At 66.8% G+C, this 20,500-nt stretch carries 16 protein-coding genes and 1 riboswitch; of the genes, 3 read left to right on the top strand and 13 right to left on the bottom strand.

Annotated elements, in window-relative coordinates; translation table 11 throughout:
* Positions 1-14 precede the first annotated feature (14 nt).
* The 5 genes from ACZK08_RS19110 to ACZK08_RS19130 form a co-directional block, all read right to left on the bottom strand.
* The gene (locus ACZK08_RS19110; RefSeq protein ID WP_065181412.1) at positions 15-980 is read right to left on the bottom strand and encodes an NAD-dependent epimerase/dehydratase family protein; all 966 of its coding nucleotides are present in this window, start codon (positions 978-980) and stop codon (positions 15-17) included.
* 29 nt (positions 981-1,009) lie between these two features.
* On the bottom strand, positions 1,010-1,933 hold the full coding sequence (locus tag ACZK08_RS19115; protein ID WP_053517713.1) for a ParB/RepB/Spo0J family partition protein: 924 nt from the start codon (positions 1,931-1,933) through the stop codon (positions 1,010-1,012).
* Positions 1,933-2,730 carry a ParA family protein gene (locus ACZK08_RS19120; protein WP_053517712.1) on the bottom strand — a complete coding sequence of 266 codons (798 nt, stop codon included), beginning with the start codon at positions 2,728-2,730 and terminating at the stop codon, positions 1,933-1,935. Before ACZK08_RS19120 ends, ACZK08_RS19115 begins: the two co-directional genes overlap by 1 nt.
* Before the next feature lie 111 nt (positions 2,731-2,841).
* Positions 2,842-3,480, bottom strand: coding sequence for a 16S rRNA (guanine(527)-N(7))-methyltransferase RsmG (gene rsmG / locus ACZK08_RS19125; protein ID WP_053517711.1), 639 nt, complete (start codon positions 3,478-3,480; stop codon positions 2,842-2,844).
* A 39-nt stretch (positions 3,481-3,519) separates the two neighbouring features.
* Positions 3,520-4,119, bottom strand: a complete 600-nt coding sequence (locus ACZK08_RS19130; RefSeq protein ID WP_065174253.1) for a 4'-phosphopantetheinyl transferase family protein — start codon at positions 4,117-4,119, stop codon at positions 3,520-3,522.
* Between the two features lie 84 nt (positions 4,120-4,203).
* Here ACZK08_RS19130 and ACZK08_RS19135 point away from each other — a divergent pair, with 84 nt between their 5' ends.
* Positions 4,204-4,455 carry a GlsB/YeaQ/YmgE family stress response membrane protein gene (locus ACZK08_RS19135; protein ID WP_005411656.1) on the top strand — a complete coding sequence of 84 codons (252 nt, stop codon included), beginning with the start codon at positions 4,204-4,206 and terminating at the stop codon, positions 4,453-4,455.
* A gap of 36 nt (positions 4,456-4,491) precedes the next feature.
* Here the strand turns inward: ACZK08_RS19135 and xth are convergent, their stop codons facing one another.
* The 4 genes from xth to ACZK08_RS19155 form a co-directional block, all read right to left on the bottom strand.
* Positions 4,492-5,259, bottom strand: a complete 768-nt coding sequence (xth, locus tag ACZK08_RS19140) for an exodeoxyribonuclease III (RefSeq protein WP_065181410.1) — start codon at positions 5,257-5,259, stop codon at positions 4,492-4,494.
* An 80-nt stretch (positions 5,260-5,339) separates the two neighbouring features.
* A complete protein-coding gene (locus tag ACZK08_RS19145) occupies positions 5,340-6,749 on the bottom strand; it encodes a coniferyl aldehyde dehydrogenase (protein WP_065181409.1) in 1,410 nt (469 codons plus the stop codon).
* Positions 6,750-7,009: 260 nt separating this feature from the next.
* Complete coding sequence (locus ACZK08_RS19150; protein ID WP_053517700.1) at positions 7,010-8,674, bottom strand: MFS transporter; 1,665 nt, start codon at positions 8,672-8,674, stop codon at positions 7,010-7,012.
* Positions 8,675-8,768: 94 nt separating this feature from the next.
* A complete protein-coding gene (locus ACZK08_RS19155) occupies positions 8,769-10,190 on the bottom strand; it encodes a DcaP family trimeric outer membrane transporter (protein ID WP_053517699.1) in 1,422 nt (473 codons plus the stop codon).
* 245 nt (positions 10,191-10,435) lie between these two features.
* Between ACZK08_RS19155 and acs the strand changes: the two genes are divergently transcribed.
* Together acs and ACZK08_RS19165 are read left to right on the top strand one after the other, a co-directional pair.
* The gene (gene acs, locus ACZK08_RS19160; protein ID WP_065181408.1) at positions 10,436-12,379 is read left to right on the top strand and encodes an acetate--CoA ligase; all 1,944 of its coding nucleotides are present in this window, start codon (positions 10,436-10,438) and stop codon (positions 12,377-12,379) included.
* Between the two features lie 96 nt (positions 12,380-12,475).
* On the top strand, positions 12,476-13,141 hold the full coding sequence (locus ACZK08_RS19165) for a response regulator transcription factor (RefSeq protein WP_005411662.1): 666 nt from the start codon (positions 12,476-12,478) through the stop codon (positions 13,139-13,141).
* An 89-nt stretch (positions 13,142-13,230) separates the two neighbouring features.
* Here the strand turns inward: ACZK08_RS19165 and ACZK08_RS19170 are convergent, their stop codons facing one another.
* From ACZK08_RS19170 to ACZK08_RS19185, 4 genes are all read right to left on the bottom strand, one after another.
* Positions 13,231-13,686, bottom strand: coding sequence for an REP-associated tyrosine transposase (locus ACZK08_RS19170; protein ID WP_065181407.1), 456 nt, complete (start codon positions 13,684-13,686; stop codon positions 13,231-13,233).
* A gap of 148 nt (positions 13,687-13,834) precedes the next feature.
* A complete protein-coding gene (locus tag ACZK08_RS19175) occupies positions 13,835-14,410 on the bottom strand; it encodes a manganese efflux pump MntP (RefSeq protein ID WP_053517695.1) in 576 nt (191 codons plus the stop codon).
* A gap of 88 nt (positions 14,411-14,498) precedes the next feature.
* Positions 14,499-14,588, bottom strand: a riboswitch (yybP-ykoY riboswitch).
* A 138-nt stretch (positions 14,589-14,726) separates the two neighbouring features.
* Positions 14,727-18,185 carry a hybrid sensor histidine kinase/response regulator gene (locus ACZK08_RS19180; protein ID WP_053517694.1) on the bottom strand — a complete coding sequence of 1,153 codons (3,459 nt, stop codon included), beginning with the start codon at positions 18,183-18,185 and terminating at the stop codon, positions 14,727-14,729.
* A 136-nt stretch (positions 18,186-18,321) separates the two neighbouring features.
* On the bottom strand, positions 18,322-20,469 hold the full coding sequence (locus tag ACZK08_RS19185) for a S46 family peptidase (protein ID WP_065181405.1): 2,148 nt from the start codon (positions 20,467-20,469) through the stop codon (positions 18,322-18,324).
* Positions 20,470-20,500 lie beyond the last annotated feature (31 nt).

The following is a 20,500-nucleotide window of genomic DNA, read 5'->3' on the forward strand; positions in this document are numbered from 1 at the left end:
GTGAGGATTGCTCCTCAGGCGCGATCGCCGAAATACTCGCGGCACCACTGGACGACGGGCGGCAGCCCCTGCTCGATCGGGGTCACCGCATCGAAGCCGAATGCGTCATGTGCGCGGCGGGTGTCGGCCATCGTGCGGACCATGTCGCCCGGCTGCATCGGCTTGTAGACCTTCTGCGCAGGGCGGCCGGCGGCCTGCTCGATGACGCTGATGAAGCGCTCCAGCTCGACCGGCGTATGGTTGCCGAGGTTGAATACCCGATGCGGTACCGGACCATCGGCCGGGTGCGCGAGCGCGCCGAGGATACCCGACACGATGTCGGAGACATGTGTGAAATCGCGCTGCATGCGCCCCTGGTTGAACACCTCGATCGGGCGCCCGGCCAGGACGGCACGCGAAAACAGCAGCGGCGCCATGTCCGGCCGTCCCCACGCGCCGTACACGGTGAAGAAGCGCAGGCCGGTGGCATGCAGGCCATACAGCTGCGCGTAGGTGTGCGCCATCAGCTCGTTGGCAGCCTTGGTGGCCGCGTACAGCGAGCGCGGCTGGTCCACGCGCTGGTCCTCGGAGAACGGCGGCGTGGCCGAATCGCCGTACACCGAACTGCTGGAGGCGTAGACCAGATGCTGCACGCCGCGGTGGCGGCACAGTTCCAGGATATTGACGAAGCCGACCAGGTTGCTGTCGACGTAGGCCTGCGGATTCTCCAGCGAGTAGCGCACCCCGGCCTGCGCAGCCAGATGGATCACCGCGCTCGGCTGCAGTTCGTCGAACAGCGCGGCCAAGCCTTCACGGTCGGTCAGGTCAAGCGTGCGCAGATCCAGCGTGGGGCACAGCGCGGCCACGCGGTCCCGCTTGATCTGCGGGTCGTAGTAGTCGTTGAAGTTGTCCAGGCCCACCACCGGCTGGCCCGCCTCCAGCAGCGCGCGGGCGGTGTAGGCACCGATGAAGCCGGCAGCGCCGGTGAGCAGGATGGTCATTGCAGGTCTCTGTCCACGTGCCGAGCGACTCAGCCCTGGCGGGTCCGCAGCTTTTCCAGCACGCCGTCGAGGGTATCCAGATCGGTGTAGTGGATGATCAGCTTGCCCTTGCCGCCGCGGCCGTGGCTGATCGCCACCTTGGTCCCCAGCGACTCGGACAGTTCGGTTTCCAGCGAGGCGATGTCGGCCTGCTGCACCTTCGGCGTGGCCGCCGGGCGGTTGCTCGGCACCTTGCCGGCGGCGAAGGCCTGCGCGCGGCGCTCCACTTCACGCACCGACCAGCCTTCATCGGCCGCTTCCTGCGCCAGCTTGCCGGCCAGTTCCGGGGCCAGGGTCAGCAGCGCGCGGGCGTGGCCCATTTCCAGGCGGCGGGTTTCCAGCAGCAGGCGGATGGCCACCGGCAGTTCCAGCAGGCGCAGCAGGTTGGACACCGCCGCGCGCGAGCGGCCGACGGCCTCGGCCGCCTCGGCATGGGTCAGGGTGAACTCGCTGATCAGGCGCTGCAGCGCCTCGGCTTCTTCCAGCGGGTTGAGGTCTTCGCGCTGGATGTTCTCGATCAGCGCCATCGCGATGACGGTGCGGTCTTCCAGTTCGCGCACCACCACCGGCACTTCGTCCAGACCGGCCAGCTGCGAGGCGCGCCAGCGGCGTTCGCCGGCGACGATCTCGAAGTTGCCCGCCGGCAGCTGACGCACCAGGATCGGCTGGATCACGCCCTGCGACCGGATCGAGTCCGCCAGTTCGGACAGCTTGCCCTCGTCCATTTCGCGACGCGGCTGGTACTTGCCCGGCTGCAGCTGGCCGACCGGCAGCTTGCGCAGCACCTCACCCGGCAAAGGTTCGATCACCGCGGTGGTGGCCTGCACCTGGCTGACCGCTCCCTTCGGACCGAGCAGCGCATCCAGGCCACGGCCGAGGCCTCGCTTCTTGGCTGCCGGCTTGCTGCTGGTCATCAGACGGTCTCCACGGCCTTGGTGGCCTTGTTGCGTTCGTTGTTGCGACGGATGATCTCGCCGGCCAGGCCCAGGTAAGCCACGCCGCCGCGCGAGGCGCGGTCGTAGCCGACGATGCTCTGGCCGTGGCTGGGTGCTTCAGCCAGGCGCACGTTGCGCGGCACGATGGTACGGAACACGCGGTCGCCGAAGTGTTCGGTCAGTTCGGCCGATACGGCGTTGGCCAGGTTGTTGCGCACATCGAACATGGTACGCAGCACGCCCTCGATCTCCAGCGCCGGGTTCAGGCTGGCGCGCAGCGCCTCGATGGTTTCCACCAGCGCACTCAGGCCTTCCAGCGCGTAATACTCGCACTGCATCGGCACGATCACCGAATCGGCGGCGGCCAGTGCATTGAGCGTCAGCAGTGAAAGCGCCGGCGGGCAGTCGATCAGGATGTAGTCGTACTCGTCGCGGATCGGCGCCAGCGCGCGCTTCAGGCGCTGCTCGCGCTCGCCCTGCGCCATCAGCTGGATTTCGGCAGCGGTCAGGTCGATGTTGCCGGGCAGCAGGTCGTAGCCTTCCGCGGTCTGCACACGCACGTCGGCGGCGGTGTTCTCGCCCAGCAGCAGGTCGCAGGTGGACGCCGCCAGCTCACGCTTGTCCACACCACTGCCCATGGTCGCGTTGCCCTGCGAATCCAGGTCGACCAACAGCACGCGCTTGGGTGCGTTGGCCAGGGAAGCGGCCAGGTTGACGGCGGTCGTGGTCTTGCCGACGCCACCCTTCTGGTTGGCGATGGCGATGATGCGGGCCATGCGGGTGTGCCTCGTCGACGGATGCTGGGACCGGTCATTATGCGTACAACCGGGCCCGGGCGGAAATCGTGGATCGCCAACCCCTTGTCGAGCAAAGGGTTGGCGGCGGGATCAGGGGCCTGTAACGGTGACCAGGTGGCGCTCGCCCGCCAGGCCGGGCACGCTCAACGGGGCCACGTCGCGCACCTGCCAGCCTGCCGGCAGTGCGGCGATCTCTTCATGCGGGTAGACGCCCTTCATCGCCAGCAGCACGCCGCCAGGACGCAGCAGGTGGCCACCGACGCGGATGATGCCGGCCAGCGTGTCCATCGCGCGGGCGGTCAACTGGTCGTAGTGGCCGGCCTCGTCCAGCGCTTCGGCGCGCGACTCGGCCACGCGGGCATTGCCCAGGCCGAGCTGGCGCACGGCCTCGCGCATGAAGCGGGCCTTCTTGCCGTTGCTCTCGACCAGGGTGACCTGCAGACCCGGGCAGGCGATCGCCAGCGGGATACCGGGCAGCCCAGGACCGGTACCCAGGTCGGCCAGGCGGCCATCGGCCACGAACGGCTGCATGGCCAGCGAATCGAGCAGGTGACGGGTGACCATCTCCTGCGGGTCGCGGATGGCGGTGAGGTTGTAGGTGCCGTTCCAGCGGTGCAGCAGGCCCAGGTAGCGCAGCAGCGGCGGCGCCAGTGCGGCGTCCAGGCCCATGCCGGCCAGGCCCTGCTCCAGCGTGGCGGTCACGCCGGCGGGAAGTTCGTGTTCGCTCATGCCGCCATTATCGCCCGTTTCCCGGGCTGATTCGCCGCTTCATTGCGGATACCAGGCCAATGCGGCACGGAACTGGCCGCTGGCCTGCCATTCGTGCAGATGCCACTGCCGGGCATCACCCAGCGCAGGGTCGCACCAGCGCAGGTGCAGGGCGCCGTCGACACCTGGCGCCAGCTGCAGGCGATGCAGGCCGAACGAAATGCCCTGCCCGTGTGCCTTCAGCAGCGCCTCCTTGGCGCACCAGACACGGAAGAACCAGTGTTCGCGTTCCGCGGCGTCCAGGCCCTGCAGCCAGGCCACCTCTTCCGGATGGAAGAAGCGCTGCACGATCTCCAGCAGGCGTGGGCGCGGGCGCAGCAGTTCCAGGTCCACGCCGAGCCGTACACCTTCACCCAGCGCCACCAGCAGCACGTCGCCACTGTGGCTCCAGCCCGTGCCGTGGTCGGCCAGCGCACCGGTCAGCTCGGGTCGGCCCTTGTCGTCGCGGACCAGCGGCAGTGCCTCCGGCGCGAGATCCAGCGCCTGTGCCAGCACCTGCCGGGCCTGCGGCTCACCGCGCTGGCCCGGCACATGTGGCCGCCGCCAGACCGTCACGGGCCCGAAGCGCCAGGGGCCATCCAGGGTGGCTGGCAAGCTCATCCGCACGCAACCGTCACGCGATTGCACGACGGGTTCACAGCCATGCGCGTCAACTGGTCACGGTTTTCCACCGGAGGTTCGATCATGGGCATCATCATCTGGCTGATCGTCGGCGGCATCGTGGGCTGGCTGGCAAGCATCATCATGAAGCGCGATGCGCAGCAGGGCATCATTCTCAACATCGTGGTCGGCATTGTCGGCGCGCTGATTTCCGGCTGGCTGTTCGGCGGCGGCATCAACGAAGCGATCACCATCCGCACCTTCCTGTTCTCGCTGATCGGTGCGGTGATCCTGCTGGCGATCGTCAACCTGTTCACCCGCAAGAGCATACGTTGATCCGACGGGCAGCGCCGGGCACGGCCCGGCGCTACCTCACCCCAACTGCACCCATGCCGGCGCGTGGTCGCTGGGGCGCTCCCAGGTACGTGGCTCGCGGTCAATGCCGGACGCCACGGCGCCGCCCTTGAGCGCATCGGAGACCAGGGTGAGGTCGATGCGCAGGCCCAGATTGCGGCGGAAGCCCGCCGCGCGGTAATCCCACCAGCTGAACGTGCCGGCTTCCTCGTTGTGCAGCCGGAAACCGTCGTGCAGGCCCAGCTGCAGCAGCTTGTTCAGCGCGCCGCGCTCGGCGGTGGAGGTGAGGATGTGGTTCTCGTTCCACACGTCCGGATCATGCACGTCGCGGGCGTCCGGGGCGATGTTGAAGTCACCCAGCACGACCAGCTTCGGGTGCCGCTGCAGTTCCTCGCCGATCCAGGCGTGCACGGCCTCCAGCCAGCGCAGCTTGTACGCATACTTGTCGGTGCCGACGTCCTGGCCGTTGACCACATACAGGTTGATCACCCGCAGGTCGCCAAAGGTGCCGGCGATGACGCGCTTCTGCTCGTCCTCGAAACCCGGAATGCCGATCTGCACGTCCTGCGCCGGCTCGCGTGACAGCAGTGCCACGCCGTTGTAGGTCTTCTGGCCGGCGAATACGCTGCGGTAGCCGGCGCCGATCAGCGCCGCATCCGGGAACTTGTGGTCCTCCAGCTTGGTTTCCTGGATACCGACGATGTCCGGGCCGAACTCCTTGAGCCACTGCTCCAGGTGCGGCAGGCGGACGTTGAGCGAATTGACATTCCACGAGGCGATCTTCATGGGGGCATTCTACCCGGGCCTGCTTTGGTAGGCGCCAACCTTGGTTGGCACCTACCAGTAGAGCCACGCCATGCGTGGCTTCACCGCAGCAGCAGCTTCAACATCCCCGCAATCTTCGAATACGGCGGCCGCAGCCTGTCGCTGGCCGCCCAGCGCGACTGCCACAGCACCGGCAACCGCTTGCTCATCGCATCGAACCCGGCGCGGCCGTGGTACGCGCCCATGCCGCTGGCGCCCACCCCGCCGAACGGCAGGCCATCGGCGGCGAAGTGCAGCAGCGTGTCGTTGACCGTCACTCCCCCGGCCACCACGTTGGCGAGAATGCGCTCCACGGTGGCGCGGTCGTGGCTGAAGGGATACAGCGCCAGCGGCCGGTCGCGGGTGAGAACGTCGACCAGCGCCGCATCCAGATCCGGGTAGGCGCGCACCGGCAGGATCGGCCCGAAGATCTCCTCGCGCATCAGGTCCAGATCGTCCGGCGGATCCAGTACCACGGTCGGTACCAGCAGGCGCTCGCGGCCGGCGCGAGCCTCATCCACGTGCGCCAGCGGAATCACCGGCACCCCGCGTCCGCGCGCCTGCGCCAGATAGCCCTGCAGGCGCTGGTACTGGCCTTCGTTGATGATGCGCGTGTAGTCGCCGGCCTCGCTGAAATCGCCGTAGCGTTCGCGCACCTGCTGCTGCAGCGCCTGCACGAACTCGCGCTGACGCGCGGTATCGATCAGCACGTAATCCGGTGCGATGCAGGTCTGGCCGGCGTTGAACCACTTGCCGGTGGCCAACCGCGCGGCGGCTTTGTCCAGCGGGAAATCACGGCAGACGATGGCCGGCGACTTGCCGCCCAGTTCCAGCGTGACCGGCACCAGATGTTCGGCCGCAGCCGCCATCACCTTGCGGCCAACGGCCGTCGAGCCGGTGAACAGCAGATGGTCCAATGGCAGCGACGGCACCGCCGCCGCCACGTCCGCACCACCCTGCACCACCGCCACCCGATCGGGCGGGAACACACTGGCCAGCAGATCGGCCAGGAACGCGCTAGTGCGCGGGGTAAGTTCGGACGGCTTCAGCAACACATGGTTGCCGGCAGCGATGGCGGTGGCCAGTGGCACCAATGCCAGCGTAACCGGGTAGTTCCACGGCGAGATCACCCCGACCACGCCCAACGGCGTCGGCCGCAGCTGCGCGCGCGCCGGCCACAACTTCCATCCCGCCGATGCCCGCTGCGGCTTCGACCAGCGCCGCAGGTGGCGCCGCAGGTGGTCGATGGCCGACAGCACGCTCATGCCATCGGCCAGTTTCGATTCAACGTGGGCGCGATGGCCGAAGTCCTCGGCGATGGCCTGGGCCATTTCATCCAGACGCGGCTTCAGCGCCTCGCGCAGGCGGCGCAGGTCGGCTTCGCGCTGATCCAGCGACGGGCGCTGCGACTGCCAGGCGCTGCGCAGGGTGTGCAGGAGGTCGGGGAGGTCGGCTGGGGCGGTGGTCGTCATGGGCCGACTATACGGGGTGCGGCACTGTCCGACGGAGTCAGATACCTTTCGCGCGCGAAAGAGATCTGACCCTGGGCGCGAGATGGCGGGTGGCTTCGAATGCTTTTCAACCACGATTACGGCATTGAACGCTGTCTTTTCGCGTCTGCGGAGTTTTGTGCCGCGCGCTGCGCGGTCGCCGAGCATGGCTCGGCGCTACAGGGCAACGAAAAGGCCGTGGTCTGCACCACGGCCTCTCCTTCATCCGGTGAACATCATTCCTACTTGGTGATATCCACGTCCTTGGTTTCACGCAGGAACAGGCCACCGATCACCACCGACATCAGCGCGATCGCGATCGGATACCATAGGCCGTAGTACAGGTTGCCGGTACCGGCCACCAGCGCGAAGGAGATCGCCGGCAGGAAGCCACCGAACCAGCCGTTGCCGATGTGATACGGCAGCGACATCGAGGTGTAGCGGATGCGGGTCGGGAACAGCTCGACCAGGTAGGCGGCGATCGGGCCGTAGACCATGGTCACGTACAGCACCAGCAGCCACAGCATGAAGATCGTGCCCGCAATGTTGATGCGCGCGCTGTCCGCCTTGGCCGGGTAGCCGGCGGTGGTCAGGGCGGTCTTCAGTTCGGCACCGAACGCGTCGGCCTTGGCCTTGCCTTCGTCCTTGCTCAGTCCCGCCGCTTCATACGAGGTGACGCTGGCGCTGCCGACGTTGACGATCGCCAGCGAACCCGCCGCTGCCGGCTGCACGTCGTACGGCACGCCCGCCTTGGTCAACGCGGCGGTGGCCACGTCACAGGAGCTGGTGAACTTGCGCAGGCCGACCGGATCGAACTGGAACGAGCAGGTGGACGGATCGGCCACGACCAGGGCCGGCGAGCTGCTGCGGGCCTCTTCGATGGCCGGGTTGGCGAAGTGGGTCAGGCCCTTGAAGATCGGGATGTAAGTCACGGCAGCCAGCAGGCAGCCGGCGAGGATGATCTTCTTGCGGCCGATACGGTCGGACAGCCAGCCGAAGAAGATGAAGAACGGCACACCCAGCGCCAGTGCGGCTGCGATCAGCAGGTAGGAGGTGGTGGCGTCGACCTTCAGCATGCTGCTGAGGAAGAACAGCGCATAGAACTGGCCGCCGTACCAGACCACGGCCTGGCCGGCCGCTGCGCCGAGCAGGACCAGCAGCATCAGCTTCAGGTTGCCGCCCTTCAGGCTGTCACGGAACGGCGTCTTGGAGCCCTTGCCTTCCGACTTCATCTGCTGGAACAGCGGCGACTCACTCAGCTGCAGGCGGATCCACACCGAGATGCCCAGCAGCACGATGGACACCAGGAACGGAATGCGCCAGCCCCAGGCTTCAAATGCTTCATTGCCCAGGAAGTAGCGGCAGGCCAGGATGATCAGCAGCGACATGAACAGGCCCAGCGTGGCGGTGCACTGGATGAAGCTGGTGTACAGGCCACGCTTGTCGTCCGGGGCATGCTCGGCCACGTAGGTCGCCGCGCCGCCGTATTCGCCACCCATCGCCAGGCCCTGGGCCAGGCGCAGGATGATCAGGATCACCGGCGCGGCAAAGCCGATCGACGCGTAGTTGGGCAGCACACCGACCAGGAACGTCGAGATGCCCATGATCAGGATGGTGACCAGGAAGGTGTACTTGCGGCCGATGCGGTCGCCGAGGCTGCCGAAGAAGGCCGCGCCGAACGGTCGCACGAAGAAGCCGGCGGCGAACGCCAGCAGGGCGAAGATCATGCCCGTGGTTTCATTGACACCGCTGAAGAACTGCTTGGCGATGATGGCGGCGAGCGAGCCGTACAGGAAGAAGTCATACCACTCGAAGACCGTACCCAGGCTCGAAGCGAAGATGACTTTCTTGTGGCCCTTGGTTAGGGTGCCCGCGGGATTGTGCGCGGTGCTGGGTGTGCTGGACATGAGACGCTTCCCCTCCGAAGCAATCGTTGTTGGTAGGTGCCGACGGTGGGTCGGCACTCAGTATCGGTAGCGGCCGACCTGGGTCGGCGCGCCGTCAGAAGCTGTACTTCGTGGTGAACTGCAGCCGGGTGATGTCACCCTTGTTGCCGTTCTCGATCTCGCGGCGGCCATACATCAGCTCGGCGCCGACATCGACCTTGGGCAGCGGTGAGTAGAAGATGTTGCCGCGGATGCTCTGCACGCTCTTGGTGACCAGCGGGCCCAGCACGCTGTCGTTGTCGTAGTCGCTGCGCGCATAGATCAGGTTGGTGCGCAGCTTCGGCGAGAACGCATGGCGCCAGCCCACGTAGCCGGCCAGAACGCCGGTCGGATTGAGCTCGTCGCGGGCGATGTCATAGGCCGAGTCGGCGGTGATGCCCAGGCCGATGTAACGCGCGATGCCTTCGCCTCCGGTGAACTGGTAGTGCAGCGAATCGCTGTCGCCCATCACCCATTTGCCGCCCAGGGTCAGGCCGCCGGCAACCTTGTCGGCCTTGGCGCCGGTGGTCTGGTTGTCGACCTTCAGCTGGCGGACGATGCCGCCGACGCCGAAGGTGCCCCAGTCGCCCTTCCAGCCGTAACGCATCGTCAGATCCGGCAGGCTGCCGCGATCGGAGTTGGCGCTGGCGTTGGTCCAGGCGCCGGTGACCGGATTGCGGGTACCGGTAAGCGTGGTGGTTTCCGGGTTTTCCAGGGCAACGCTGAAGCCGCCGCTGGTGTAACGCACCTGTGCCTGGCGTACGAAGATCACACCGTCGGTCGGGCCGACGAAGTCGACCGCTTCCGGCAATGCGGCCGCGTCCATGAAGTTGGACCAGGTCTGGCCGGCGAGCCAGTTGTTCCAGTACATGTAGGCATGGCGCAGGGTGACACCGTAGGTGTTGGTGGCGGTCTGGTTGCCGAGCGAGTTGCCGAAGAAGTCCATCTCGAAGAACGCGCCGGCCTTGTTGCCGGACTCGCTCACGTTGTCGATGCCCAGGTTGAAGCGCGAGAACTTTGCGTGGGCGTTGTAGTCGGTGCCCGAACGCCTGCCGTTTCCGCCGGCACCTTCCACCGGGGTCTGGCCCGGCAGATACAGCGAACGGCCGGTGGCATCGTCGGCCAGCTGGCCGTCACTGGTCTGGGTCGCCAGGAAGTCAGCCTTGATGAAGCCACCGATCTTGACCGTGGTACCCGGTGCGGCACCCGGAGTGATGGTGGTGACCTGGATCGGCTGCTTGCCGGCCGGCACCGCCGGCTTCTGCTCGGACTGCACGGTGCGGACTTCGGTCACCGCCTGCTGGGTCTGGGCGATCTGGGTCTGCTGCTGTTGCTGCGAAGACAGCAGCAGCTGGACCTGGCGCTCCAGTTCGGCGACGCGTGATTCGAGTGCTTTTTCTTTGGCGGTCTCTGCGAACGCCATGCCCGGTGCGACCAGGGCGACCAGCAGGCAGGCCGCCAAAGGTGTGCGCACGGCTTTCAACGTACGGTGGCTCATGTTGCCCTCTCTCCCAAGTGGCAAGGTGATGCCGCGCGTGGGGCACGGTCGAGCCGAGACTGCGGGGCACATGCGCGCACCGGCTATTCGCCATTGGTCGAAGCCGGGCCCGCAGGGCGCTCACTTTCGACCATGGTCTAAGCACAGTGGTGACGCGGCCGGGGGTGGATGGGGCAAACTGAGGGGGATCGGTCGTTGCGATGCTGCGACCGCACATACAAAGTCAACGTGCAAGTGAGGGTGCCATGGCTGATATCTACCCCGTCGATCCGCAGTTCGCCGCCAAGGCACGCATCGACAAGACGTCCTACCAACAGCAGTACCAGGCTTCTGTGACCGACCCGGAGGGTTTCTGGGGCAAGGCCGCCGAGCGCCTGCAATGGATGCGCACGCCGACGAAGATCAAGAACGTCAGCTACGACCTGGCCGACTTCCACATCAAGTGGTTCGAGGACGGCGAGCTCAACGCCAGCGTCAACTGCCTTGACCGCCAGCTGGACAGCCGTGGCGACAAGACCGCCCTGCTGTTCGAGCCGGACAGCCCGGACGCACCGGCCCAGCACGTGACCTATCGCGAGCTGTACGAGCGCACCTGCCGGCTCGGCAATGCGCTGCGCAACCTGGGCGTCGGCAAGGGTGACCGGGTCACCATCTACCTGCCGATGATCGTCGATGCTGCCGTGGCCATGCTGGCCTGCGCGCGCATCGGTGCGATCCACTCGGTGGTGTTCGGTGGCTTCGCGCCGAACTCGATCGCCGATCGTGTCAGCGACTGCCAGAGCAAGCTCATCATCACCGCCGACGAGGGCCTGCGCGGTGGCCGCAAGGTTCCGCTGAAGGCCAACGTCGATGCAGCCCTGAAACTGCCGGGCACCAACACCGTGGAGACCGTGCTGGTGGTGCGCCACACCGGCGGCGCGGTGGACATGCAGGCCCCGCGCGACCGCTGGTTCCATGACGTCGTGGACAGCCAGCCCTCCACCTGCGAGCCGGAGCGCATGAACGCCGAGGATCCGCTGTTCATCCTCTACACGTCCGGTTCCACCGGCAAGCCGAAGGGCGTGCTTCACACCACCGGCGGTTATCTGCTGTACGCGGCATACACCCACGAAGCGGTGTTCGACCTGCGCGAGGACGACATCTACTGGTGCACCGCCGACGTCGGCTGGGTCACCGGCCACAGCTACATCGTGTACGGCCCGCTGGCCAACGGCGCAACCTCGCTGATGTTCGAGGGCGTGCCGAACTACCCGGACACCTCGCGTTTCTGGAACGTCATCGACAAGCACAAGGTGTCGATCTTCTATACCGCGCCGACCGCCATCCGTGCACTGATGCGCGAAGGCGAGGAGCCGGTGAAGAAGACCTCGCGCGCCTCGCTGCGCCTGCTCGGCAGCGTCGGCGAGCCGATCAATCCCGAGGCCTGGCGCTGGTACTACGAGGTGGTCGGCGACAGCCGCTGCCCGATCGTCGATACCTGGTGGCAGACCGAGACCGGCGGCATCCTGATTTCGCCGCTGGCCGGTGCGATGGACCTCAAGCCGGGGTCGGCCACCCTGCCCTTCTTCGGCGTACAGCCGGCGCTGGTGAACGCCGATGGCGAGATCCAGGACGGCCCGACCGAAGGCAATCTGATCATCCGTGATTCCTGGCCGGGCCAGATGCGCACGGTGTACGGCGACCACCAGCGCTTCATCGACACCTATTTCCGCACGTATCCGGGCAGCTACTTCACCGGCGACGGTTGCCGCCGCGACGAAGACGGCTACTACTGGATCACCGGCCGCGTGGACGATGTGATCAACGTGTCCGGCCACCGCATCGGCACCGCCGAGGTCGAAAGCGCGCTGGTCTCGCACCCGAAGGTGGCAGAAGCCGCCGTCGTCGGCTTCCCGCACGACGTGAAGGGCCAGGGCATCTATGCCTACGTCACCCTGGTGGCCGAGGAAGCGCCGAGCGAAGAGCTGCACAAGGAGCTGATCGCATGGGTGCGCAAGGAAATCGGGCCGATCGCCACCCCGGACCACCTGCAGTGGGCACCGGGCCTGCCGAAGACCCGCTCGGGCAAGATCATGCGCCGCATCCTGCGCAAGATTGCTGAAAACGCGCCGGACCAGCTCGGCGACACCTCGACCCTGGCCGATCCGTCGGTGGTGGCGTCGCTGGTGGACGAACGCAAGGTACGCTGACGTACGACCCGGGGTCGGATCCCTTTCCGCAGGGAAAGGGCTCTCTGCCCCCAGGGGCCTGGCCCCCGAACAGTTTCCCCACGGTTCCCCCCGACCATGACCACCCTCCTGATTGCAGATGACCACCCGCTGTTCCGCGAAGCCCTGCGTGGGGCCGTACAGCGGGTCATCCCCGGCGTGCAGCTGTTCGAGGCTGACAGCGTGGAAGCGCTGTATGCACTGGCCGACCAGCACAACGATGCCGACCTGGTCCTGATGGACCTCAACATGCCGGGTGCACAGGGTTTCAACGCACTGGTGCACATGCGCTCGCTGCATCCTCACCTGCCGGTGGTGGTCGTCTCCGCGCGGGAGGAGGCCACGGTGATGCGCCGTGCGCTCGATCACGGTGCGCTGGGCTTCATTCCCAAGTCCGCCGACTCGGACACCATCGGTCATGCGCTGGGCACCATCCTCGACGGCGAGACGTGGGCCCCGCCGGAGGCACACAACGTGCCACCCACCGAGCGCGAGGAACGCGAGGTCGGCCAGCGCCTGCGCGAGCTGACGCCGCAGCAGTTCCGCGTGCTGCAGATGCTGGGCGCCGGCCGCCTGAACAAGCAGATCGCCTACGACCTCAACGTCTCCGAAGCGACGATCAAGGCACATGTGACCGCGATCCTGCGCAAGCTGGGCGTGACCAACCGCACCCAGGCGGTGCTGATGGCCGGCAAGCTGGCCATCGACGACGACGCGATCGTGCTGCCGCCGGAAGAAGACTGACCGTGCCGGGCTGCGGAGCCGTGCACGGGGTCTCGTGATGCCCTCGTAGAGCCGAGCCCGTGCTCGGCTGCTCTTCGCCTCAATGCCAATCATGCCTCAAGCGGCCATCGACTCCAGGCATAGGGGTACTCCGCGATACGGGTCGCCAACCCTGCACGCACGGGATTGGCCGCAATGTATCTCGCCTGCGTGTGCAGGCATTCGTCACTGCGCAACGCATGGTCGTAGTACCCCGGCTGCCAGATCGGCACGTTCGCATCAACGCGCGTGGCGATGGATCTTCCACTCCTGGACTTCAGGATCTGCATGCGGCCGGCCAGCGTGCCGGTACGCAACTCCATCAACCAATGCAGGTGGTCGGGCATGATCACCCAGCCCAGGGAGAAGGTACGACCGGTCCGCTCTACCGTGCGCAGGGCTTCGATCAGCAGCTCAACGTTGGCCTTGTCTATGAACCAGGGACGACGCGCATGCGTTACCGTGGTAAGCGCGTAGACATTGCCGGTATGCGACCAACGACCATAACGAAGTGCGGGACTGGCCATGCGAAGAGGCTATGGCACGCATGACAGCCTCTCCATCAGTGCAACACCGCAATGCCTGTCAGCCAAGACCCTGACGTAGAGCCGAGCCCATGCTCGGCTGCTTCATACGCCCGCCGAGCACGGGCTCGGCTCTACAGGTAGCCCCTGCTCAGCCCACGCCGCGCAGGTGTTCGTACAGGATCGTCGCGCCGATGATCACCAGGATCGCGCCGCCAATGATCTCGGCACGCTTGCCAACCATGCTGCCCAGCACGCGGCCGAGCATGATGCCGACGGTGACCATTGTCAGCGTGCACAGGCCGATGACCGCCGCCATCACGCCGATATGGACATCCATGAACGCCAGGCCGATACCCACCGCCATCGCATCGATGCTGGTGGCGAATCCCGTCAGCGCCAGCTTCCAGAAGCCGTGGTGCTGCGAGGGGTCTTCATCTTCTTCACCCTCATCCGGACGCAGACCGTTGTAGATCATGTGGATGCCCAGAGCGCCAAGCAGGCCGAAGGCGATCCAATGATCGAAGGCTTCGACGTACTGCAGGGCGGCGCGGCCGAGCAACCAGCCGATGATGGGCGTGATCGCCTCGATGACGCCGAAGATGATGCCGGCACGCAGTGCATCGCGGAACACCGGCTTGCGCATCGCCGCGCCCTTGCCGATCGCCGCGGCGAAAGCATCGGTGGACATGGCAAAGCCGATCAGGAGGATCGAAATGGGGGACATGTGTGCTTGCTGAGGTCGGGCTTGGACGGACGCACGGCCTGCGCTCGCGCCCAACCTAACGTTGCGCGCGCGGGCCGCTGGTCTCGCCAACCATCATGGTTGTCCACGCCACGGCGCACTGGCCGAGTATGTTGACGTGGACGATTCCTGCGTAGGAATCCGGCTACTCCCCAAGGGGACGCGAAGCTTAGCATCGCGATTCGCGCCTGGCACATTTCTGGTGAAACGCGCAGGCAGGGCTGGTTTGTATAGCGATGGCTATATCAGCGCCGGGCTGCGTGCGGAGCCGAGCATGGGCTCGGCTCTACAGTTGCCATCAGGCTTCGTTGCTGCCGGCGTCGCGCAGCGCGCCGAGGAAGGCGCGCAGCGAGGCCGGCTTGATCGGCTTGGTCAGCACCCGATAACCCCGCTCGCGCGCCATCCGCTTCAGCTCATCGCGACCATCGGCAGTGAGCAGGGCACCGGGCAGCGGATATCCCGCCGCCTCGCGCAGTGCCACCAGCGCGTCCAGGCCATCCATGCGGTCATGCAGGTGGTAATCCACCAGCATCACCTGCGGGCGCTCGGCAATCTTTTCCAGCGCCTGATCGACGGTGGCGGCGGTGATCACCTGCACCTGCCAGCGACCCAGCAGCGCACGCATGCCGTCGAGGATTTCCTCGTCATTGTCCACGCACAGCACGCGCAGGCCGGCCAGCGAATCGCTGCGCACCGGCGTGGCGGCCACCTGGACCGCCGTGGCAGGCTCGGTGTAGCCCGGCAGAGGCGCCACGCGAGGCAGGATGATCGAGAACATCGACCCGCTGCCGACGCGGCTGCGTGCGTTGAGCCGATGGTCCAGCAGGCGCGAGATGCGCTGGCAGATCGACAGGCCCAGGCCCAGGCCCTGCTCGCCCCAGTCGAAGGGCTGCTGGTAGCGATGGAACTCATCGAAGATCTGCCGCATGTGATGCTCCGGGATGCCGGGGCCGGTATCCCACACCTGCAGTTCCACTTCCTCGCCCCGGTGGCGCACGGCCAGCACGATGCGGCCCTGCCGTGTATAGCGCAGCGCGTTGGCCAGGAAGTTCTGCAGCACACGCCGCAGCAGGCGCCGGTCGCTGCGCACCCATGCCGGGCGCGCGAACAGATCCAGGCGCAGGCCACGGCCGGCGGCAACCGGCGTGTACTGTGCGGCCAGCTCGCGCATCAGCGCGCTGACGTCGAACTCGCCGATGACCGGATGCAACCCACCTGCATCCAGCCGCGATACGTCCAGCAGGCCATCCAGCAGCTCCTCGGCCGCGCGCAGCGAGGCATCCACGCGCTCGGCCAGATGCTTCTGCTCGTCGCTCACATGAACGCTGTCACGCAGCGCCGAAGCGAACAGGCGCGCGGCATTGAGCGGCTGCAGCACGTCATGGCTGATCGCGGCCAGGAAGCGGGTCTTCGACTGCTGGGCGGCTTCAGCTTCGTGGGAGCGCTCGGCGACGCGCTGTTCCAGCGTTTCGTTGGCTTCCAGCAGCGCCTTCTCGGCGTGCTTGTAATCGGTGATGTCGTTGTAGCTGGTCACATAGCCGCCGCCAGGCAAAGCCTGGCCACGCATCTCGATCACCTTGCCATCGCTGCGCGTGCGCTCGAACACATGCGGTGAGCCGGCGCGCATGTAGCCGATGCGGCGGTTGATCTGCACCTCGATGTCGCCCTCGCCCAGCTCGCCCCGTTCGGCGTTGTAGCGGATCAGGTCGGCCACCGGGCGGCCCACGTACAGCATGCCGTCGGGGTAGCCGAACATGTCCTGGTAGCGGCGGTTCCACGCCGTCAGGCGCATGTCCGGATCGACCACGCTGACACCTGCACTGATGTTCTCCAGCGTGGTGGACAGGATCTCGCGGTTGAAGCGCAGTTCCTGCCCGGCTTCGTCCAGCACCGCCACCACCTCACCCAGGTCCATGCCGGAACCGCGCAGCAGGCTGGTCAGCAGCAGGCGCGCGGAGGCGGCACCGATCGACGCGGCCAGCAGGCGCTCGGTGAACTGCACCCAAGGCCGGTCGGCCGGCGCGGAAGACTGCAGTTCGCGGCCCAGCGACTGCGCCTGCTCGAAGAACGAACGCCGCGCATGGCGCTCGCCCACCACGCGCGAGGCCAGCGCCAGCAGGTCGCCCACATGCACGTGGCCCGGCCAACCGCCGGCGACCGAGGGGCGCTCGGCGTACGGATCGAGGAAGGGCGCAGCACGCAGTCGCTCGTCCACCCCCGGCCGCCAGCGTGCGGACACCAGCATCATCGTTGCTGCATTGACCAGCAACGACCAGAAGGTACCGTGGGTCAGCGGATCCCAGCCGGTCATGCCGAACAGCTGCTGCGGGCGCAGCCATTCGATGCCGAACGGGCCCTGCTGGACCCAGCCGGCGTCGACCCATCCCGCCATGGTCATCGCCGGCAGCAACAGGGTATAGAGCCAGGTGGCGAAGCCGAGCAGCATGCCGGTTTCCACGCCGCGGCGGCTGGCGCCACGCCAATACAGGCCGCCGATCAGGCCCGGTGCGAACTGCGCTACCGCGGCGAACGCCATCAGGCCGTAGGACGCCAGGGTGCTGTCGTTGCTGCTGCTGCGGTAGTAGCTGTACGCCATCAACGCGAGCAGCAGGATCGCCAGGCGGCGGATCCACAGCACGCGTGAAGCCACGTCGGCTGCTTCCTGGTGATCGCCACTGCGGCGCAGCAGCACCGGCATCACCAGATCATTGCTGACCATGGTGGCCAGCGCGATGGATGAGACGATGACCATGCCGGTGGCGGCAGAGAAGCCACCCACATAGGCGACCAGCGCCAGCGCATTGCGGCCCTCGGCCAGCGGCAGCGCCAGCACCATCGCATCGTCGGCGACGCTGCCGCCGGTGCCGAACAACGTCACGCCCGCGGTGGCGATGGGCAGCACCATCGCCGAGATCAGCACCAGGTAACCACCGAACATCCAGCGTGCACGGCGCACGTCGCGTACATCGCCACATTCCACCACCGCGACATGGAACTGGCGCGGCAGGCAGACGATGGCGAGGAAACTGAGCAGGGTCTGCGAAATGAATCCCACCGGCGGCAATCCGGTGAACAGCGTATGCACCGACTCGACCACCGCATCGGTGCGGTCGGTCAGCCACACATAGGCGAATACGCCAACGGCGAGCATCGCCAGCAGCTTGATCACCGATTCCAGGGCGATCGCCAGCATCATGCCGTGGTGATGCTCGGTGGCATCCACCTGGCGCGTGCCGAACAGCGTGGCGAACAGGGCCATCAGCAGGGCGACATACAGTGCGGGATCGCTGAAGAAGCCGGTCGGGCCGGTGTTGCCGGTCAGCACCTGCAGGCTCATCGCCACCGCTTTGTACTGCAGGGCCAGGTAGGGAACGATGCCGATCAGGGCGATGATCGCCACCAGCGCAGCCAAGCGCCGCGAGCGGCCGAAGCGCGAGGAGATGAAATCGGCGATGGACACCACGTTCTGGCTGCGGGCGATCAGGGCCAGGCGCTCGATGATGCGCCAGCCGAACAGCAGCAGCAGCAGCGGCCCGATGTAGATCGGCAGGTAGCCGATACCGTTGCGCACGGCGGTGCCCACCGCGCCATAGAAGGTCCAGGACGAGCAGTACACGGCCAGCGCCAGGCTGTAGACCACCGGCCGCAGCCAAGGCCGGTCCGGGTACATCGGCCGACGGTCGCCCCACCATGCCACGCCGAACAGCAGTGCGGCATAGGCAACCGAGACCAGCAGCAGGATCCAGCTGGAGACCACGCGCGCGTTTCCGTCAGAGGAACCCGCAGTGTAGGCCAGAGGCGGCCAGACGTACGGGCTCGTTGGGGGCAACACCCCCCCACCGGCGTGGGGGGCCTACGCGGTGCGGGCCACGACCGGGGTCGTGGCCGGCGACTTACTGGGCCGGAACGCCCATTTCCTTCAACAGTTCCGGCGCCGGGTAGACCTTGGCCAACAGCCAGCGCAGATAGCGCATGTCCACGTGCACGGCGCGCTTGTAGCGCGGATCGAACCACCAGCTGGCACTGACCGATTCCCAGTTGCTGTCGAAGTTCAGGCCAATCAGTTCACCCTTGGCATTGAGCACGGGCGATCCCGAGTTGCCGCCGGTGGTATCGAGGTTGGTCAGGAAGTTGACGGTCTGTGTCTTCAGGGCCGGATCGGCCGTGCTGCCGAAATCACCCTTGGCGATGGCGGCCAGCAGCGGAGCCGGCGCATCGAAGGGATAGGCGTTGGTGTTCTTCTCGACGATACCGGCCACCGTGGTCACCGGCGAGTAGGTCACACCGTCACGCGGGTGCAGTGCCTCGACCTTGCCGTAGCTGATGCGCAGGGTACGGTTGGCGTCCGGGTACACCGCGCGGCCCTGCTTGGCACGCCAGGCGAACAGCGCCTGCATGTAGGCCGGGCGCAGGCGCAGCTGCTCGCCTTCGCGGGTCTTGCTCTCGTTCTCGATGCGCAGCTGCGCCGCCACCAGCGGCGCGGCCACTGCGATCAGCGGATCGGGTGCCAGGGCCTTGCCATCGCGCGCAGCGGCGAAGCGCGAGAGACGCTGCGCCTCGTCGCCCAGCCGGGTGCTGGCGTAAAGCGTGTCCAGCGCCTGCGCCAGCTGCGCCGGGGTGCGGCCGAAGGCGGCATCGAACTCGGCCACGCGCTGCGCGTCCGGCAACTGCTGGTATCGCGTAAGCAGGGTGGTCAGCAGCGCCTTTTCGACCTCCGCTGCATACCGACGCTGCACCTGCTTGAGTACGCCCTCGATCATCGCCTGGTCGCGCTGCTGGTAACCGCTTTCGCGCTGTGCATCCGGCTTGGCCGACTCGATGCGCAGGCGTTCCAGCAGCAGCGCCGAGCGCAGCAGCTGGCTCTGGTTGGCCATCTGCTCCAGCAGCAGGTCGCGCTCACCCACCGCCGCACCCTGCGAGAGATTGGCCAGCAACGCCTGGATGTCACTCCGGTACCGGCGGTCGGTGGCCGCCAGCATGGCCGACTCGTCGGCAGCGCGCTGCGCCTTGGCATCGCTGCGCAGCAGGCCTTCCAGCTCACCGGCGGCGCGCTTGCGGTTGTTCTTCAGCGACTGCAGCTGCGAAGCGTAACGGGTACGCGCCTGCGCGTCCTTGGCAGTTGCCACCTCGATGGTGTCGATCATCTGCTGGAACACCGATACCCGGCGCGGCAACACCGCATCGACCTGGCTGGCGAACTCGGCCGCGGTGCGGTGGCGGTAGGTGATGCCCGGGTAACCGGCCAGCATCGCGTAATCGCCCTCCTTCGGACCTTCAACGGACATCTTCAGGTGCGCCGGTGGCTGATACGGCACGTTGTCCTTGCTGTACGCGGCCGGCTTGCCATCCTTGCCGACATAGGCACGCAGCAGAGTGAAATCGCCGGTATGGCGCGGCCACATGAAATTGTCGATCTCGTCGCCATAGTTGCCGATCGCACGCGGCGGCGCGTAGACCAGGCGCACATCGCTCAGTTCCAGCTGGGCAATGCGATAGAAATCGGTGCCGTAGTACATGTTGGCCACCGAGCAGCGCACGCTGCCGTTCTTCTCGCACTCCGCCACGATCCGCTTGCTGGCCGCATCGACCGCATCGAAGTACGCACGGCCGGTCTTGCCACGGGCATTGGCCAGCACCTGATCGGTCACCTTGTCGAAGCCGACGGTGACCAGCACACGGAAGTCCGGATTGGCCGGCCGCTCGTCGGCGCGCCCCTGAGCGATGAAGCCGTTGTCGATCAGGTTGTGCTCGGGCGAACTGTTGTACTGGATCACGCCCATCGCCACATGGTGGTTGGTCAACAGCAGTCCGTCGGCGGAAACGAACGAACCGGTGCCGCCGCCGGCCCGCACCACAGCGCTCAGCGGTGGTGCGGTGACGTTGGCCAGGTCAGCCGGATCGCCCATGAAGCCCGCTGCGCGCAGCGGCTTGGCCAGCTCCGGCAGCTGGGTCGGCATCCACATGCCTTCATCGGCATGGGCGCCCGCAGCGAGGGTGAGGCCCAGGGCCAGGGCGGCAGGAAGGGTTTTGCGTGGCGACATGAGGCGATCCGGTACGACAGAACAGCCCGGG

The sequence above is a fragment of the Stenotrophomonas sp. 112478_Sma genome (assembly GCF_056479905.1).

Excerpts from the sequence above, each read along its gene's own strand:
- ACZK08_RS19110 (WP_065181412.1), bottom strand. The coding sequence starts at position 980 with ATGACCATCCTGCTCACCGGCGCTGCCGGCTTCATCGGTGCCTACACC.
- ACZK08_RS19115 (WP_053517713.1), bottom strand. The coding sequence starts at position 1,933 with ATGACCAGCAGCAAGCCGGCAGCCAAGAAGCGAGGCCTCGGCCGTGGC.
- ACZK08_RS19120 (WP_053517712.1), bottom strand. The coding sequence starts at position 2,730 with ATGGCCCGCATCATCGCCATCGCCAACCAGAAGGGTGGCGTCGGCAAG.
- rsmG (WP_053517711.1), bottom strand. The coding sequence starts at position 3,480 with ATGAGCGAACACGAACTTCCCGCCGGCGTGACCGCCACGCTGGAGCAG.
- ACZK08_RS19130 (WP_065174253.1), bottom strand. The coding sequence starts at position 4,119 with ATGAGCTTGCCAGCCACCCTGGATGGCCCCTGGCGCTTCGGGCCCGTG.
- ACZK08_RS19135 (WP_005411656.1), top strand. The coding sequence starts at position 4,204 with ATGGGCATCATCATCTGGCTGATCGTCGGCGGCATCGTGGGCTGGCTG.
- xth (WP_065181410.1), bottom strand. The coding sequence starts at position 5,259 with ATGAAGATCGCCTCGTGGAATGTCAATTCGCTCAACGTCCGCCTGCCG.
- ACZK08_RS19145 (WP_065181409.1), bottom strand. The coding sequence starts at position 6,749 with ATGACGACCACCGCCCCAGCCGACCTCCCCGACCTCCTGCACACCCTG.
- ACZK08_RS19150 (WP_053517700.1), bottom strand. The coding sequence starts at position 8,674 with ATGTCCAGCACACCCAGCACCGCGCACAATCCCGCGGGCACCCTAACC.
- ACZK08_RS19155 (WP_053517699.1), bottom strand. The coding sequence starts at position 10,190 with ATGAGCCACCGTACGTTGAAAGCCGTGCGCACACCTTTGGCGGCCTGC.
- acs (WP_065181408.1), top strand. The coding sequence starts at position 10,436 with ATGGCTGATATCTACCCCGTCGATCCGCAGTTCGCCGCCAAGGCACGC.
- ACZK08_RS19165 (WP_005411662.1), top strand. The coding sequence starts at position 12,476 with ATGACCACCCTCCTGATTGCAGATGACCACCCGCTGTTCCGCGAAGCC.
- ACZK08_RS19170 (WP_065181407.1), bottom strand. The coding sequence starts at position 13,686 with ATGGCCAGTCCCGCACTTCGTTATGGTCGTTGGTCGCATACCGGCAAT.
- ACZK08_RS19175 (WP_053517695.1), bottom strand. The coding sequence starts at position 14,410 with ATGTCCCCCATTTCGATCCTCCTGATCGGCTTTGCCATGTCCACCGAT.
- ACZK08_RS19185 (WP_065181405.1), bottom strand. The coding sequence starts at position 20,469 with ATGTCGCCACGCAAAACCCTTCCTGCCGCCCTGGCCCTGGGCCTCACC.